At 69.4% G+C, this 15,593-nt stretch carries 16 protein-coding genes and 1 tRNA gene; 9 read left to right on the top strand and 8 right to left on the bottom strand.

Annotated features, from left to right (window positions below):
- Positions 1-19: 19 nt before the first annotated feature.
- Genes IEZ13_RS20850 through IEZ13_RS20865 form a run of 4 tightly spaced genes read right to left on the bottom strand, consistent with a single transcriptional unit; the run spans position 20 to position 3,226 of the window.
- Complete coding sequence (locus IEZ13_RS20850) at positions 20-670, bottom strand: aminodeoxychorismate/anthranilate synthase component II (RefSeq protein WP_183225789.1); 651 nt, start codon at positions 668-670, stop codon at positions 20-22.
- A 4-nt stretch (positions 671-674) separates the two neighbouring features.
- On the bottom strand, positions 675-932 hold the full coding sequence (locus tag IEZ13_RS20855; RefSeq protein WP_183225788.1) for a hypothetical protein: 258 nt from the start codon (positions 930-932) through the stop codon (positions 675-677).
- Between the two features lie 3 nt (positions 933-935).
- Complete coding sequence (locus IEZ13_RS46655) at positions 936-2,429, bottom strand: class E sortase (protein WP_203833960.1); 1,494 nt, start codon at positions 2,427-2,429, stop codon at positions 936-938.
- A complete protein-coding gene (locus IEZ13_RS20865; protein ID WP_183225787.1) occupies positions 2,429-3,226 on the bottom strand; it encodes a DUF881 domain-containing protein in 798 nt (265 codons plus the stop codon). Before IEZ13_RS20865 ends, IEZ13_RS46655 begins: the two co-directional genes overlap by 1 nt.
- Positions 3,227-3,424: 198 nt before the next feature.
- Between IEZ13_RS20865 and IEZ13_RS20870 the strand changes: the two genes are divergently transcribed.
- The 5 genes from IEZ13_RS20870 (at position 3,425) to IEZ13_RS20890 (ending at position 9,586) form a co-directional block, all read left to right on the top strand.
- The gene (locus IEZ13_RS20870; RefSeq protein ID WP_183225786.1) at positions 3,425-3,688 is read left to right on the top strand and encodes a cell division protein CrgA; all 264 of its coding nucleotides are present in this window, start codon (positions 3,425-3,427) and stop codon (positions 3,686-3,688) included.
- A 174-nt stretch (positions 3,689-3,862) separates the two neighbouring features.
- Positions 3,863-6,010 carry a (Fe-S)-binding protein gene (locus IEZ13_RS20875; RefSeq protein WP_183225785.1) on the top strand — a complete coding sequence of 716 codons (2,148 nt, stop codon included), beginning with the start codon at positions 3,863-3,865 and terminating at the stop codon, positions 6,008-6,010.
- Between the two features lie 129 nt (positions 6,011-6,139).
- Positions 6,140-7,474 (top strand): hemolysin family protein, encoded by a 1,335-nt coding sequence (locus tag IEZ13_RS20880; protein ID WP_183225784.1) that lies wholly within the window; start codon positions 6,140-6,142, stop codon positions 7,472-7,474.
- Between the two features lie 69 nt (positions 7,475-7,543).
- Positions 7,544-8,584 (top strand): hemolysin family protein, encoded by a 1,041-nt coding sequence (locus tag IEZ13_RS20885; RefSeq protein ID WP_183225783.1) that lies wholly within the window; start codon positions 7,544-7,546, stop codon positions 8,582-8,584.
- Positions 8,585-8,707: 123 nt separating this feature from the next.
- Positions 8,708-9,586, top strand: a complete 879-nt coding sequence (locus tag IEZ13_RS20890; RefSeq protein ID WP_183225782.1) for a LamG-like jellyroll fold domain-containing protein — start codon at positions 8,708-8,710, stop codon at positions 9,584-9,586.
- A 76-nt stretch (positions 9,587-9,662) separates the two neighbouring features.
- Here the strand turns inward: IEZ13_RS20890 and IEZ13_RS20895 are convergent.
- Positions 9,663-9,736: transfer RNA gene (locus tag IEZ13_RS20895), tRNA-Gly, on the bottom strand.
- A gap of 53 nt (positions 9,737-9,789) precedes the next feature.
- Entirely contained in the window at positions 9,790-10,296 is a 507-nt protein-coding gene (locus tag IEZ13_RS20900) for a pyridoxamine 5'-phosphate oxidase family protein (RefSeq protein WP_183225781.1), read from the bottom strand.
- Between the two features lie 75 nt (positions 10,297-10,371).
- On the opposite strand from IEZ13_RS20900, the gene dcd reads away from it, so the two are divergent.
- Both dcd and IEZ13_RS20910 read left to right on the top strand, forming a co-directional pair.
- Positions 10,372-10,950, top strand: coding sequence for a dCTP deaminase (dcd, locus tag IEZ13_RS20905; protein WP_183225780.1), 579 nt, complete (start codon positions 10,372-10,374; stop codon positions 10,948-10,950).
- A 93-nt stretch (positions 10,951-11,043) separates the two neighbouring features.
- Positions 11,044-11,328: a YciI family protein gene (locus IEZ13_RS20910; RefSeq protein WP_183225850.1), complete on the top strand. Its 285-nt coding sequence runs from the start codon at positions 11,044-11,046 to the stop codon at positions 11,326-11,328.
- 33 nt (positions 11,329-11,361) lie between these two features.
- Here IEZ13_RS20910 and IEZ13_RS20915 read toward each other — a convergent pair whose 3' ends face one another.
- The gene (locus tag IEZ13_RS20915) at positions 11,362-11,904 is read right to left on the bottom strand and encodes a phosphoribosyltransferase (RefSeq protein WP_183225779.1); all 543 of its coding nucleotides are present in this window, start codon (positions 11,902-11,904) and stop codon (positions 11,362-11,364) included.
- A 123-nt stretch (positions 11,905-12,027) separates the two neighbouring features.
- Between IEZ13_RS20915 and IEZ13_RS20920 the strand changes: the two genes are divergently transcribed.
- Positions 12,028-13,161 (top strand): PP2C family protein-serine/threonine phosphatase, encoded by a 1,134-nt coding sequence (locus tag IEZ13_RS20920; RefSeq protein WP_183225778.1) that lies wholly within the window; start codon positions 12,028-12,030, stop codon positions 13,159-13,161.
- Position 13,162: 1 nt separating this feature from the next.
- Here IEZ13_RS20920 and IEZ13_RS20925 read toward each other — a convergent pair whose 3' ends face one another.
- On the bottom strand, positions 13,163-13,318 hold the full coding sequence (locus IEZ13_RS20925) for a hypothetical protein (RefSeq protein WP_183225777.1): 156 nt from the start codon (positions 13,316-13,318) through the stop codon (positions 13,163-13,165).
- A gap of 267 nt (positions 13,319-13,585) precedes the next feature.
- Here IEZ13_RS20925 and IEZ13_RS20930 point away from each other — a divergent pair, with 267 nt between their 5' ends.
- Positions 13,586-15,442, top strand: coding sequence for an acyl-CoA dehydrogenase (locus IEZ13_RS20930; protein WP_183225776.1), 1,857 nt, complete (start codon positions 13,586-13,588; stop codon positions 15,440-15,442).
- The last annotated feature ends 151 nt before the right edge of the window (positions 15,443-15,593 follow it).

The raw sequence follows: 15,593 nt of genomic DNA on the forward strand, positions 1-15,593 counted from the left end.
GCCTTTTCGTATTCCCAGGTCAGGCGGTGGCGAAGGCGGCGCGGCGGCGGGTCTCCACCTCGGCGGCCAGCGCCGGGGCCTTCTCCAGGGCGGACGGCAGGCCGCACGCGGCCAGCCAGTTCGCCAGCATGGTGTGACCGCCTTCGGTCAGCACCGACTCCGGGTGGAACTGCACGCCCTCGATCGGCAGCTCGCGGTGCCGCATCGCCATCACCACGCCGGACTCGGTCGTGCCGGTCACCTCGATCTCCGCGGGCAGGGTCTCCGGCACGACGGCGAGCGAGTGGTAGCGGGTCGCGGTGAACGGGTCGGGCAGCCCGGCGAGCACACCCACGCCGCTGTGGCGCACGTCGGACGTCTTGCCGTGCAGCAGTTCGGGGGCGCGGGCCACGGTCGCCCCGAACGCGGCGCCGATCGCCTGATGGCCCAGGCAGACACCGAACATCGGGATCTTCCCGGCGTACTCCCGGATGACGTCCATCATGATCCCGGCGCGGGTCGGCTCGCCGGGGCCGGGCGACAGCAGGATGCCGGCCGCGCCGAAGCCGCCCACCTCGGCCACCGAGATCTCGTCGTTGCGCCGCACCTCGCAGTCGGCGCCGAGCTGGCCAAGGTACTGCACCAGGTTGAAAACGAACGAGTCGTAGTTGTCGATCACCAGAATGCGCACGTCATCACCTGCTGGGGCTGGGCTGCGGTTGATTGGAGGTCGTGCTGTAGGGAAGCTCGTCGTCACCCGGGACGACGGTCGTGCCACCGGCGTCCTCCCCGGTGCCGGCCTCCACCTGGACGTCGTCGAACGGCAGCAGCGGGGTGGCCCACGGGAACACCACGTACCAGAGCAGCAGCCCGACCACCGAGACCAGTGCCAGTGACATGGTCAGCTTGCTCCAGCCGCCGCCCGGCAGCTTGCGCCAGATCCATGCGTACATCCGTTATGCCTTCATCTCGGCCGGCATGCCGGCGTCGGGCAGGGCCTGATCCCGGGGGACGGTCTGGACCAGTTCGGCGTGGACGACCAGGCGCTGGTAGTTGTTGAACTTCGGGTTGCAGGTGGTCAGCGTGAGCAGCGCCTTGGTGGGTTTCGCCTTGGGCCTGCCGGGGACCGCGGCGACCACCTCGACCTGGTTCGGCTTCACGATCTCCTGGTCGTAGACGCGGTAGACGAACCAGCTCTCCCGGGTCTCGACGCCGATCACGTCGCCGGGCTGGAGTTCGTCGAGGCGCCAGAAGATCTTCTTGATCCGGTGGCCGGCGACCGAGAAGTTGCCGACCTTCCCGGGTTTCGCGGTCTCCGGGTAGTGGCCCGGCGCGTACCGGATGTCGTCGGGCTGCACGCCGTCGACGACCACCCACTTCTTGTCGAACTTCGGGATGTAGAGGCGGCCGACCAGGTTGGCGCCGGGCGCCTTGGGGCCCTTGACCGCCGTGCTCGCGGTCGGCGCCACGGTCGGGTCGGCCCAGGCCTGGTCCAGTTCCTCGCCGAGGTTGTCCTGCTCGGCCTGCACCGCCGCGGAGTTTCCGAAGACCTGATAGCCGGCGAAGAGCAGCACCACCAGACCGAAAGTGATCATGATTTCGCCGGAGGTGCGGACGGCGGTCCGGATCCGGGTGCCGATGGTGGGGCGGGTCAGCTCCGAATAGACGCTCTTGTAGCCCTCGCCGGTCTGCTCCGGCCGCAGCTGGACCACCCGCTCGCCCCGCTTCGCCTTGGCGGGCTCCGCGGTGTCCGGGTCCGGTGCGCCGGCGCCGGTCGGGCCGCCACCGGAGCCTGCTCCGGCAGTGGTGGTCACCGGTGCGGCTCCGAGCGCGGCGTCCGGCCCGGCCGCCTCCCGGGCGGCATCCGCCGCGCTCTTCGCGGGTTTCTCCGGGATCGTCGGGAGAATGCCGGTCGGAGCGTCCACCGTACGGATGACCGTGGTGACGCTCGGGTCCCGTGTCGGGCCGGCCGTCCAGGGCTGCGCCGGTGTGCCCGCCGTGGGCAGCCAGGCGGTGGTCCCGCTGGGGGAGCCGGGCACCTCCGGCGGGGGCCAGGCCGGCTCGGTGCGCGACCAGCGGTCACTGGGCTGCCGCCCGGCGGTGGGCGCCCCGGCGGTGACCGCCGCCGGGTCCGCGGGCGGGCTCAGCGGCTCGCTGGGCGGTGGGACCGCCGGAGTGGGGGTCCGGTTGGGGATCGGCACTGTCGGGCCGCCCAGATCGTTTGCGGGGGCCTTCGCGGGGAAAGTGATCCCGCTGGTCCGCGACGCGGTGGGCTCGGGACGCGGGTCGACGTTGCCGCCCGGCCCGATCGGCGGCGCGAGTGGCCCGCCGGGCACCCCGTCGGGCGCCGCATCGGTGATCCGGGGGATGTAGGCGGTCTGCGCGTCGCTGTCCGGTGCGCGATGGCGGCCCGACCCGGACGGGCGTGCCGGGTACTCCGGGGGAACCATCACCGGGCAGCCTGCGCCGATCGGAGATCGGTCGAACCGTCGTACGCCTGCAAAGTCACGTTCTTCTCCACCTTTTCCTGGTAACCGAGCCCGAAGTCGGCGACGGCCTCCCGGAACTGCCTGACTCCCTCTGACGACTCCAACGCGCGACTCAGCGCTGTGGGTTCGCCGATCGCTGTGATCTTGAAGGGTGGTGAGAAGACCTGGCCGTGAAGGAGCAGCGTGTTGCCGACACAGCGTACCGCGCTCGTGGAGATCACCCGGACATCCATGATCGTCATGGCCTCGGCCCCACCAGCCCAGAGAGCGTTCACGACGGCCTGGACATCGCCCTGGTGGACGACCAGAGCGTCGTTGTCCGGAGCGTTGTCGCCGAAGTCGGAATCACGCCGGGGGGAGTCGTCGAGGGTGATGCTCAGACCCGGGCCGCGCATCTTCGAGAAGCCGGCCGACTGACGTAGGGCGCCGGCCTGATCGAGGGCCGGGCGGCCCAGTTCGGCCAGCCGGGCGGTCTCGGCGTCCACCGACTTCCGCAGCTCGGCCGCGCGTTTCTCGCCGGCCGCCAGACGGTCCCGCTTCTCGGCGATCAGTTGGGTGAGCTTCGGGCGGCGGTCGTCGCGCAGTGCCGTACCGTCGGCGGTGTTCGCTGAGGTGGTGAAGAGCAGACCCGCCGCCAGCGCGATCAGCGGAACCCCCACCGACCAGAGGGAACGGTGCTGGTCGCGCCGTGGCCGGAGGCCGCGGGCGACGCGCCGGAGAACGAGTTTCCAGGAGGCCCCGGCAGCGCCGTCGTCCACGTCGCCTCCCACTCGAAAACCCACCCCGCCCCCTCAAAGAACAGACGCCGAGGTATTTTCCTGCCCCGGCGGGTGCCTCTCTGCACAACGCCTTGACTACGCTAGCTGTCGAACAGTATTCGCCACGGGCAGCATTCGGGACTCCCGGAGCCGCTCAGCGGTGGGTTGTTCACCACTTGTTGCCCTCAGGAGAGCACCGTGCCCAAGTCACAGGTTCGCAAGAAGAAGGTCTACACCCCGCCGTCGGACATCAGCCCGGCCGTCAAGGGTGCGTCCAACAAGCCGAGTCCGGTGTGGGTTCCGGCCACCGCGGTCGCCCTGATCGTCATCGGCATCGCGTGGCTCGTCGTCTACTACCTGTCCTCCCAGCAGTGGCCGGTGGAGAGCTGGCAGTACTGGAACCTCGCGGTGGGCTTCGGCTGCATGGTGGCCTCACTGGGCCTGCTCTCGCGCTGGCGCTGAATCTCACACCCCGCCATAGCGCGGTCACGTGAAAAACTGCAGAAGTAAGCGCACCCCCGCTTGTCGTGGGGTGCGCTTTCGGCGTGGGGGTGCCTCGCCTTGACCTGCGGCGCGCGCCCGTCTATTACTCGTGGGTAACATAGGCTGGCGCACCGCCGACCGAGGAGGCACCAGATGGGCATCGCGCAGATAATCGCCACCGTCTTAGCAGGGGCAATCACGGTGGTGGCCGTCTATCTGGCGGTTCGTGCCGTCCTGACCATCACCGCGGTGATCCGGCAGGGCCAGCCCGATCCGGCCCGATTCGCCGAGCCGAAGGTCCGGACGAAGACCATGCTGGTGGAGACCGTCGGTCACACCAGGATGCTGAAGTGGTCCGCCATCGGCGCGGCCCACTGGTTCGTGATGGTCTCGTTCGTCATCCTGTCGTCGCTGGTCCTCGAGGCCTACTTCGAGGTCGTCGACCCGGACCTGGGCCTGCCGATCATCGGGCACTGGGTCGTCTTCGGCCTGGTCACCGAGTGGATCGGCATTCTCGGCACGGTCGGCATCCTCTACCTGGTGTTCGTCCGCCAGCGCCAGAAGCCGGGCGCCGTGAAGCGAAGCCGGTTCCTGGGCTCGACCATGTGGCAGGCGTACTTCGTCGAGGCCGTCATCGTCGGCGTGCTGATCTTCGGCTTCCTGATCCGGGGCTTCAAGGTCGCCACCGAGCACTTCGAGTACCCGCTGTGGGCCACTCCGCTGAGCCACGCCATCGGCTCGGTGCTCCCGGCCTGGGAGGACGGCGCCACCTGGGCCGCGCTCGTCAAGATCCTCATCTCGATGACCTGGCTGATCACCATCTCGCTGAACCCGACGATGGGTGTCGCCTGGCACCGCTTCCTGGCGTTCTTCAACATCTACTTCAAGCGCAGCCCGGAGAAGCCGGCCGGTTCCGGCCTGGGCGCCCTGAAGCCGATGATGAGCGAGGGCAAGCCGCTCGACTTCGAGGAGGCCGACCCGGAGAAGGACCTCTTCGGCGTCAGCCAGGTCGAGCAGTTCACCTGGAAGGGCCTGCTGGACTTCTCCACCTGCACCGAGTGCGGCCGCTGCCAGTCGCAGTGCCCGGCGTGGAACACGGCCAAGCCGCTGTCGCCGAAGCTGCTCGTGCTCTCGCTGCGTGACCACGCCTACGCCAAGGCGCCCTACCTGCTCGCCGGCGGTGGCAAGGACCTGATGGGCGAGGAGAAGGCCACCGAGGCGCAGCTCGCGCACATGGACGTCCTCGCGCTCGCCGAGGGCAACCGCCCGCTGATCGGCACCGCCGAGGAGCAGGGCGTCATCGACCCGGACGTGCTCTGGTCCTGCACCACCTGCGGCGCCTGCGTCGAGCAGTGCCCGGTCGACATCGAGCACATCGACCACATCGTCGACATGCGCCGCTACCAGGTGCTGATCGAGTCGAGCTTCCCCTCCGAGGCCGGCGTCATGCTGCGCAACCTGGAGAACAAGGGCAACCCGTGGGGCGCCCCGCAGAACACCCGCGAGGACTGGACCAAGGGCCTCGACTTCGAGGTGCCGCGGGTCGGCGAGGTCGAGGACTTCGACTACCTGTTCTGGGTCGGCTGCGCCGGCGCCTTCGAGGACCGGGCCAAGAAGACCACCCGCGCGGTGGCCACGCTGCTCAACGAGGCCGGCGTCAAGTACGCCATCCTCGGCGAGGGCGAGACCTGCACCGGCGACCCGGCCCGCCGGATCGGCAACGAGTTCATCTTCCAGATGCTCGCCCAGCAGAACGTCGAGGTGCTGAACGAGGCGCTCGGCGAGAACACCACCAAGAAGATCGTCGCGACCTGCCCGCACTGCTTCAACACCCTCGGCAACGAGTACGAGCAGCTCGGTCTCAAGGTCGAGGTGGTCCACCACACCCAGCTCCTGGCGCACCTGGTCAAGGAGGGCAAGCTCACCCCGGTTCAGCCGATCGAGGGCGACGTCACCTACCACGACCCCTGCTACCTGGGCCGGCACAACCGGGTCTTCGACGCCCCGCGTGAGGTGCTCGGCGAGACGGCCAACCTGGTCGAGATGCCGCGTAACCAGGAACGCTCCTTCTGCTGCGGCGCCGGCGGCGCCCGAATGTGGATGGAGGAGCGGATCGGCAAGCGGATCAACGTCGAGCGCACCGAGGAGGCCCTGGCCACCGGCGCGAAGACGATCGCCGTGGGCTGCCCGTTCTGCTACACGATGATCGGCGACGGGGTCACCGGCAAGGGCAAGCAGGAAGAGGTCGAGGTGGTCGACGTGGCCACCGTCCTGCTCCGCTCGCTCAAGAAGGACGCCTGAGAGATCTCCACTGATGGCCGGTCGCCGTAGGCGGCCGGCCATCGGCCTGTCCCGGGCGGGATGTCACACCCGGCACGGTTAGTGCGGGACGTCCCGGTCCGGCACAATGAGTGCCGAGGTGAAGCGATCATGGACGGCCTGCTCCTGACCGCGGTGCTCCCGCTGGTCGCGTTCGCGCTACTGACGGGTGGCAACGCGTTCTTCGTGGCAGCCGAGTTCGGGCTGGTGACCGTCGATCGTGCTGAGATCGACGCGCGTGCCCAGGCCGGGGACCGGCGCGCCGCCAAAGTCCGTACCGCCCTGCAGGAACTCTCCTTCCAGCTCTCCGGCGCGCAGCTGGGCATCACGGTGACCGCGCTGCTCACCGGCTACCTGGCCGAGCCGGCGCTCTCCGAGATCCTCACTCCCGTGGTGGAACCGTTGGCCGGCGCATCGACCGGGACCGTCACCCACGTGATCGCCCTGGTCGTGGCCACCCTGATCTCGATGCTCTTCGGCGAGCTGGTGCCGAAGAACGCGGCGCTGGCCCGTCCGATGGGGATCGCGCTGCGCACCACCACCCCGCTGCGCGGCTTCTCGACCCTCTTCAAGTGGCTGATCGCCGCGCTCAACGGCACCGCCAACTGGCTGGTCCGCCGGCTCGGCATCGAACCGCAGGAGGAGCTGGCCAGCGCCCGCTCGCCGGAGGAGCTCGGCCTGCTCGCCGCGATCAGCGCCTCGGCCGGCGCGCTGCCGGCCGAGACCGCCACCCTGATGCGCCGGACCATCCGGTTCGGCGAGAAACGGGCGGCCAAGGCGATGACGCCACGCGTCGACGTGGTCGGCCTCAAGACCACCGCGAGCGCCGCGGATCTGATCACGGTGGCGCGGGAGACCGGCCATACCCGATTTCCGGTGTACGAGAACACGCTCGACGTCGTGACCGGGGTGGTCGGTGTGAACGAGGCCCTCGGCGTGCCACCCGAGCGCCGGGCCGCCACTCGCGTCTCCACGCTGGCCAGGGAGCCGGTCTACGTACCGGAGAGTCTGAGTCTCGACAAGGTGCTGGAGGCGCTGCGGGCGGCGGGCGCCGATCTGGCCATCGTGGTCGACGAGTACGGCGGCACCGACGGCGTGGTCACCACCGAGGACCTGGTCGAGGAACTGGTCGGGGAGATCGCCGACGAGTACGACACCGACCTCGCCGAGACCGGCACACAGGAGCTGACCGCCCCGGGTGGGGAGAAGACGTTCCTGGTCGACGGCCTCCTGCGGGAGGACGAGGCACATGAGCAGACCGGCTTCCGGCTGCCCGAGGGCCCGTACGAGACGCTTGCCGGCTTCCTGCTCGCCCGTCTCGGCCACATCCCGGTCGCCGGGGAATCGCTGGAGGAAGACGGGTGGGAGTTCACCGTGATGCAGGTCGACCGGCACCGGATCGAGCAGGTCCGGGTGGTCGCGCCGGCGGAGAGCACCGATGAGTGAGCTTGCGAACGAATCAATAGGCGCAGTTTCCAAGTCATGCCGACGCTGGAGCGCAGCGGAGGCGGCGGCATGACTGAGCTTCTGTTCGTGGCGGTTCTGCTGGTCGGCAACGGGCTGTTCGTGGGCGGTGAGTTCGCGCTGATCGCCTCCCGGCGTACCGCGCTGGAACCGCTCGCCGAGACGTCCAAGGCCGCCCGGTGGGCGCTGTCGGCGATGAACCAGATCCCGCTGATGATCGCCGGCGCGCAGCTCGGCATCACGATCTGCACGCTGGTCCTCGGTGCGATCGCCGAGCCCACGGTGGCACATCTGCTGGAGGGCCCGTTCTCGCGTATCGGGCTGCCGGACAACGCGGTGCACCCGATCGCCTTCGTGCTGGCGCTGATGATCGTGACGTTCCTGCACACGGTGGTCGGCGAGATGGTGCCGAAGAACATCACGCTGGCCGGCCCGGAGCGCTCGGCGCTCATCCTGGGCCCGTTCATGCTCGCCTTCTGCACCGCCACCAAGCCGCTGCTCAACGCGATGCGCTGGGCTGCCAAGGTGATCCTCCGGATCTGGAAGATCGAGACCAGCGAGGCGGTGAAGACGGTCTTCACCGCCGAGGAGCTGGCCGGCATGGTCACCCAGGCGCGCAGCGAGGGCCTGCTCGGCTCGGAGCAGTACGCCCGCATCCACGCCGCCCTCGGCCTCAACAACCGCACCGCCGGCGACACGCTGCTGCCCTGGTCCCGGGTCACCACGGTGGCGGACGACGTGTCACCGGCCACCCTGGAGGCGGTGGCCACCCGCAGCGGCCGGTCGCGCTTTCCGGTGGTCCAGCGCGAGACCCGGCGGGTGCTGGGCTTCGTTCACGTCAAGGACGTTCTCGGGTACGCCGCGACGCAACGCCGGCTGCCCATCCCGCCCGAGGTGATCCGCCCGCTGGCCGTGGTGCCGCCGGACCGGGGCCTGGCCGACCTGCTGCTCACCATGCGCCGGGACCGGCTGCACATCGTCCTGGTCAGTGACGGGCGGCGGCCGCTCGGCGTGATCACTCTGGACGACGTGCTGCACGCCGTGATCGGTGAGCCGGCCGGCGCCGCACACCCGGCGGCCCGGGCGCGATGACCCGCGTCACCCCAAATCGGTGTCGGCGGTTCGGTTGACCACGTTCGAGGGAATTTCCGGGGAACCGCTTGCGTCACGGAGTTTCGGTTAGCGAAGCAAGCGGCAATCCGGACAATAGCCTTCATGCGTCACTCCTGTCGGCGTGCCCTGCCGATCGGCACCCTCTCCGCGGCCCTCGTCCTGGCCTGGGTACTTTCCCTCTCGCAGTACACGCCCTCGGAAGCCGGCGTGGCCGATACGACACCGACACCCTCGGGCCCGGCCGCTTCGACCATCATCCGGCCGGCGCCGGGCTTCCTCGACAACGCCGGTGCCTTCTCGATGCCCGTGGCGCCCGGCCGGATCCGTACCGCCGGTGGGCCGTTCATCGTCCACTACGACTTCGACGACGGCGTCGGCCACCCGATCGCCGACGCCACCGGTAGTCATGAGCTACGGCCGCTGGGTCAGAACGGCGGGGTGCTCCGCCTCGTACCCCAGGGGGCCGGTCTTGCCGTCGCCTACCCGGACCGGTGCACCCTGCTGAGGGAACGCGATTGCCCCCGGGCGATCCTGGAGGGGACCCGCGACGACAGCTTCAATCCCGGGCAGCGTCTCCTGCGCTACGGCGCGTCCATCCTGATGACCCACGCCGACCTCGCCGACGGCGCCAACGTCCTCCAGAAGGGCTACTCGGTCGGCGGCGTCAGCCAGTACAAGCTCCAGGTCGACCACCGTCAGGGTCACCCCAGTTGCGTCATCGCCGGCCAGCGGGCCCGGATCTACCGCGCCGAACCGTGGATCGACGTGGCCGACGGCGCCTGGCACGACCTCGAATGCCGCCGCACCGTCGACCGCCTCGTCATGTTCGTCGACGGCGCGCCCCGAGCCTCCGTCCCAGTCCCGCCGCAGGTGTCGATCGCCAACGCCGAGCCGTTGCGCATCGGCGGCAAGGGCCCGGGCCAGGGCAACGATCAGTTCGCCGGCGAGATCGACGACGTCTTCGTCCACATCGGCGGTTGAGCACCGCTCCGGAGGGACACCCGGAGAACACGAAAGCCCTGGCGGACCGTGTGGTCCTGGCCAGGGCTTTCGTTTGTGGAGCGGGTGACGGGAATCGAACCCGCACTGTCAGCTTGGGAAGCTGATGTTCTGCCATTGAACTACACCCGCAAGCTGCCCCACTGTACCTGATTATCCAACTCGGTGGCGGCACCGCCCCGCGATCAGCTGGCGACAGCGAGCGGGCGCCGGAAGCCGCGTGGCGCCCGCCAGGTCTGGGCGTAAGCGGGCATGAACGGGGTGGCGGCCAGCGGGAGCGCGCCGGCCGGGCCGTGGCGCCGCAGCATGGCGGTGTCAACGGTCAGCTCGAAGAGCCGCCAGTCGACGTCGGGCGACGCGTGCAGGGCGCCGGCCAGGCGGCCGACCGTGAGCGGGTCACGCACCGGGACGGCACGGCCGGTCAGGCAGGCCTCGTCGTCGTTGTCCTCCGGTGGATAGGCGTGGAGGGCGTAGCGGCCGTCGCGCTCGAGGTCGCGGCGTTTCGGTGAGTCGACGATGAAGCAGAACAGCCCCTCGTCGGTGAAGACCGGCGAGACCGGGTGCAGGCGAGGGCCGCCGTCGGGGCGGATGGTCGCCAGGTAGCCCATGCCGGGACCGTACTGCTCGAGCAGCGCGCGGATGCCGTCGGCGAGCGCCGGCTCGGCGGCGGCGAAAGCGGACCAGTTAGCCATGCGGGCATTCTATCGAACATGTGTTCGAGACAGCCACCGAACACGCCGATTCGGGCAGGTCGGTATGGTGGCGCAATGCTCCTTTCCGACCGTGACCTGGTCGCCGAGATCAAGACCGGTGGCCTCTCGCTGGAGCCGTTCGAGCCGACGCTCATGCAGCCGTCCAGCATCGACGTCCGGCTGGACCGCTTCTTCCGGGTTTTCAACAACCACCTGTACACGCACATCGACCCGGCCGAGCAGCAGGACGAGCTCACCGCCGCGGTCGAGGTGGAGGACGGCCAGCCGTTCGTGCTGCACCCGGGTGAGTTCGTCCTGGCATCGACGCTCGAGGTGGTCACCCTCGGACACGACCTGGCCGCCCGGCTCGAGGGCAAGAGCAGCCTGGGCCGTCTCGGCCTGCTCACCCACTCCACCGCCGGCTTCATCGACCCGGGATTCTCCGGCCACGTCACGCTGGAGCTCTCCAATGTGGCGAACCTGCCGATCAAGCTCTGGCCGGGCATGAAGATCGGCCAGCTCTGCATCTTCCGGCTGTCCAGCCCCGCCGAGCACCCGTACGGGTCGGACGTCTACGGCTCCCGCTACCAGGGGCAGCGGGGGCCCACCGCGAGCCGGTCCGCCCAGAATTTCCGGACCTGGCCCACCCGTTAGAGGGAAATCAGCGGCGGTGTACCCGTAGGCCACCGGCCGAGGCGACGCTCAGCACCGGGCCTTGGCTGGATCTACGATGGCGGCGTGTATCTCATGATTTCGACGTACCTGAAGCCGCTCGCCGAGGTCGACGAGGCCCGCGCCGATCACCTGGCCTTCGTCACCGAGCTGGAGGAGGGCGGCTACTCGGTCACCGCCGGCCGGATCGACCCGCCGACCGGTGGCATCATCCTGCTGGACGTGGACACCGAGGCCGAGGCGCACGAGCTGCTCGCCAAGGACCCGTACGTACAGCGGGGCCTGGCCTCCTACGCCGCGATCGGCTGGCACCCGGCCCGTGGCGCCCTCGCCGGCTACCAGCGCGTGCGCAAGAGCTGACCGGCCGGGCGCCGGTCCATCGTGGTGGGCGGCCTACGGGTCGAGATCCGTTCCGGTCAGGAGGCTCCGGATGGCCAGCTCGGCGCTGATCTCGGGCGGGCACTCGTCGACGATCACCGCGGTGCCCACGTAGGCCGCGCCGAGCAGGTCCCGCACGCCACGGGCCTGGGCGCCGGTGGCCGCCCAGTCGTCGACGACCAGCGCGCGGTCGGAGTCGCCGACCAGGTTCCGCCGGATGCCCAGGCGCTGTGTCTCGCCGCGATGGTCGGCCGGAACGTCGGCCCAGATCATCGGCTCGGCGATGGCCCGGCGCGCGCCGGCCCGGTACGCCTCGACGAAACCCACCCCCAGCGCCCGTGCCACCAGCGGGCCGACCATGAATCCGGTGACCTCGGGTGACACCACCACCGTGGGGCGCTCCGCCTGGAAGAGGCCGGCGAGAGCCGGTCCGAGCCCGTTCAGGATCCGCGGGTCACGCCACCAGCCGGAGCGATCGCTGACCATGTAGTCGGTGCCGGGGCCGAGGTCGGTCCAGCGGAACGTGGAGCGCAGGAGATCACGGAGATCATCGGTCACGCGGACATCCTGTCACCGGCTGTCGCCCTTCTTGGACCGACCGAATGACGCCGAACCCGACGGTGGGCCAGAACCTGTTCAGCCTACGGGTCAAGTTGATGCCCGACGTGTGGTCGATCGGGCATGCTGTTCCGCGGAACCATGCATACTTTTCTGCCGGGCCGACGCCCGCTGAGCCCAGGGAACCGCGCCGGACTCGGCGCGGCCCTCGTGCTGCTCGCCGTCGTGTCCGCCGTGGAACTGGCCGACGGCCCGGAAGAGGTGCACTTCGTCGGGCTGCTGGCGGCGGTCCCGTTCGTGGCCGCGCTCTTCGCCGTCTGGCAGGTGGTGCTCGGCGCCGGTCTGCTGGCCACCGTGGTCGGCGCGGTGTTCGTGGGCGTGGGCGGCGGGCAGGTCGGGATGGCCGGCCTGGTCAATCTGATGGGCATCATGCTGGCGACCGGTGTGGCGGCCGCCGGGGCCACCATCCGGCAGCGGCAGTCCGAGCAGATCACCGAGCTGCTACGGCTCGCCGCGGTGGCCCAGCAGGCGGTGCTGCGGCCGATCGGGCCGCAGGTGGGCGCCCTGGCGGTGGCCGGCCGGTACATCTCGGCGACCGCGGCGGCGGACATCGGTGGAGACCTCTACGAGGCCCTCAACACGCCGTACGGGGTCCGGATCATCATCGGTGACGTGCGCGGCAAGGGCCTGGACGCGGTCCGGCTGGCGAGCATCGTGCTGGGGTCGTACCGGCATGTGGCGTACGAGCGTGCCGATCTGAAGCTGATCGTGGAGGACCTGGACCGCGCGGTGGCCCGCAGTGTCGGCGACGAGGACTTCGTGACCGCCGCGCTGGTCGAGGAGCGCGGCGGCACCCTGACCATCGTCAACTGTGGACATCCCGCGCCGCTGCTGCTGCGCCGGGGCCAGGTCATTCCGTTGGAGCCGCCGGCGCCGGCCCCGCCGCTCGGCTTCATGCCCGAGGTCAAGCCCCGGGTGGAGCGGCTGGAGCCGGGTGACCGGCTGCTGCTGTTCACCGACGGTCTCGGCGAGGCGCGCCGGGAGGGTGAGTTCTTCCCGACCGCCGACCGTGCGTGGCGCCTGCTCGGCCACGGCACGGTCGGCGACGGGCTGGCATCGCTCGAGACCGCACTGGTCGACTGGGTCTACGGCCGTCTCGAGGACGACATCGCCCTGGTTCTGCTGGAGTACGCCGGTCCGGACGGCGGCGCTGCCGTCTCGGTGCCGAGCTGGGAAGTCGGAGCCGCGGGCAGCTGACTCAGGCCGCGTCTTCCTCGGGTTCGGCCGGCGCGGCCGGTGAGGTCGGGGCCGGGGCAGGCGGAAGCTGGTCGGGCTGACGATGCCGGCCGATGTAGTTGCGCGGTTGGCTCGCTTGGCGCGGCTCCGGAATCAGGCTCTTGATCGTGGCGAACATGGCGTCCCCCTGTTCGTGGCTGTCTATCCGGTGAAACGAACCATTCGGGTCCCCGATACGTGATCCGAGCGTCGAAGTAGGCAAATGGCCGAACGGCTGTCCTGCTTTCCACCTGATCGGAGACGTTTGACCCGCGAACCGACGGACAACCGGCTCTTACCGGTCGGCACACACGAAGAACGCTCCCGGCTTGTCGCAAGCTACCGATGAGTAATACAGTGTGGTTACTGACGGGTAACTCGCGTCCGGAGAGCGGGGCCAAGCACCATGACGCACTACAAGAGCAACCTTCGTGACCTCCAGTTCAACCTGTTCGAGGTCTTCGGAGCGGAGAAGTCGCTCGGCCAGGCGCCGTTCGACGAGTTCGACCTGGAGAGCGCTCGCGACGTGCTCGCCGAGGTCGACCGGCTGGCCCGCGAGGATCTCGCCGCCAGCTACACCGATGCCGACCGCAACCCACCGGTCTTCGACCCGGCGACGAACACCGCGCCGCTGCCGGAGTCGTTCAAGAAGTCCTTCGAGACGTTCATGGCATCCGAGTTCTGGCGGCTCGACCTGCCGTCCGGACTGGGTGGCACCCCGGCGCCGCGGAGCCTCGTCTGGGCCGTCGCCGAGCAGATCCTGGGCGCCAACGCCCCGATCTGGATGTACTCGTCGGGTCCCTCCTTCGCCAACGTCATCTGGCACGAGGGCACCGAGGAGCAGCGGGAGTGGGCCAAGCTCTTCGTCGAGAAGCAGTGGGGCTCGACCATGGTCCTCACCGAGCCGGACGCCGGCTCGGACGTCGGCGCCGGCCGTGCCCGCGCCATCGCGCAGCCGGACGGCTCGTGGCACATCGAGGGCGTCAAGCGCTTCATCACCTCGGGTGAGCACGACCTGACCGACAACATCATCCACTACGTCCTGGCCCGCCCGGTGGGCGTCGAGGGCGTCGGCGGACCCGGCACCAAGGGCCTCTCGCTCTTCATCGTGCCGAAGTACCACTTCGACCCGGCCACCGGTGAGCTCGGTGAGCGCAACGGCGTCTACGCCACCAACGTCGAGCACAAGATGGGCCTCAAGGTCTCCAACACGTGCGAGATGACCTTCGGTGAGCACGGCACCCCGGCCAAGGGCTGGCTGCTCGGCGAGGTGCACCAGGGCATCCGGCAGATGTTCCTGATCATCGAGAACGCCCGGATGATGGTCGGCACCAAGGCGATCGCCACCCTCTCGACGGGTTACCTGAACGCGCTCGAGTACGCGAAGAACCGTGTCCAGGGCGCCGACCTGCTGCAGAGCGGTGACAAGGACGCCCCGCGCGTCACCATCACCAACCACCCGGACGTACGCCGGTCGCTGATGACCCAGAAGGCCTACGCCGAGGCGCTGCGTGCCCTGGTCATCTACACGGCGACCTGGCAGGACAAGGTCGCCATCGCGGAGGTCGCCGGCGACGAGAAGGCCGCCAAGCAGGCCGCCAAGATCAACGACTTCCTGCTGCCGCTGGTCAAGGGTGTGGGCTCCGAGCGGGCGTACGAGCTGCTCGGCGCCGAGTCGCTGCAGACCTTCGGTGGCTCCGGCTTCCTCCAGGACTACCCGCTGGAGCAGTACGTCCGGGACGCGAAGATCGACACCCTGTACGAGGGCACGACCGCGATCCAGAGCCTCGACCTGATCTTCCGCAAGATCGTCAAGGACAACGGTCAGGCGCTCGGCGCGGTGGCCGCCGAGATCCAGGGCTTCGTCGAGAGCGAGGCCGGCAACGGTCAGCTCAAGGACGAGCGGCTCGGCCTCGGCAAGGCGCTCGCCGAGATGCAGAACATCCTCGGCATCACGCTGGGCTGGCTGCAGGCGGTCGGCAACGGCGAGGCCCGCGAGCTCTACAAGATCGGCCTGAGCTCCCGCCGGATCCTGCTCGCCCTCGGCGATGTGGTCCTCGCGTGGCTGCTGCTGCGCCAGGCCGAGGTGGCCCTGACCGCCCTGAACGGCGAGGTCTCCGAGGCGGACAAGAAGTTCTACACCGGCAAGGTGGCCGCGGCCCGGTTCTTCGTACGGGAGATCCTGCCGCGGATCGGCGCCGACCGCCGGATCATCGAGAACACCACCCTCGACCTGATGGACCTGGACGAGGACGCGTTCTGATCAAGCTTTTCCCACTCTCCTGAAAAAAACGAGGGCCCGGCGGACAACGACGTCCACCGGGCCCTCGTTTTTCGGTCCAGCGCTACGCAATCGTATCGACGTCCGCTACGATGATCGTCATTCTCTTGTGGGTCGTTGAACGCGGGGACCA

Origin of the sequence: Actinoplanes campanulatus (assembly GCF_014647795.1) — a bacterium.
Taxonomy (GTDB): Bacteria; Actinomycetota; Actinomycetes; order Mycobacteriales; family Micromonosporaceae; genus Actinoplanes; species Actinoplanes campanulatus.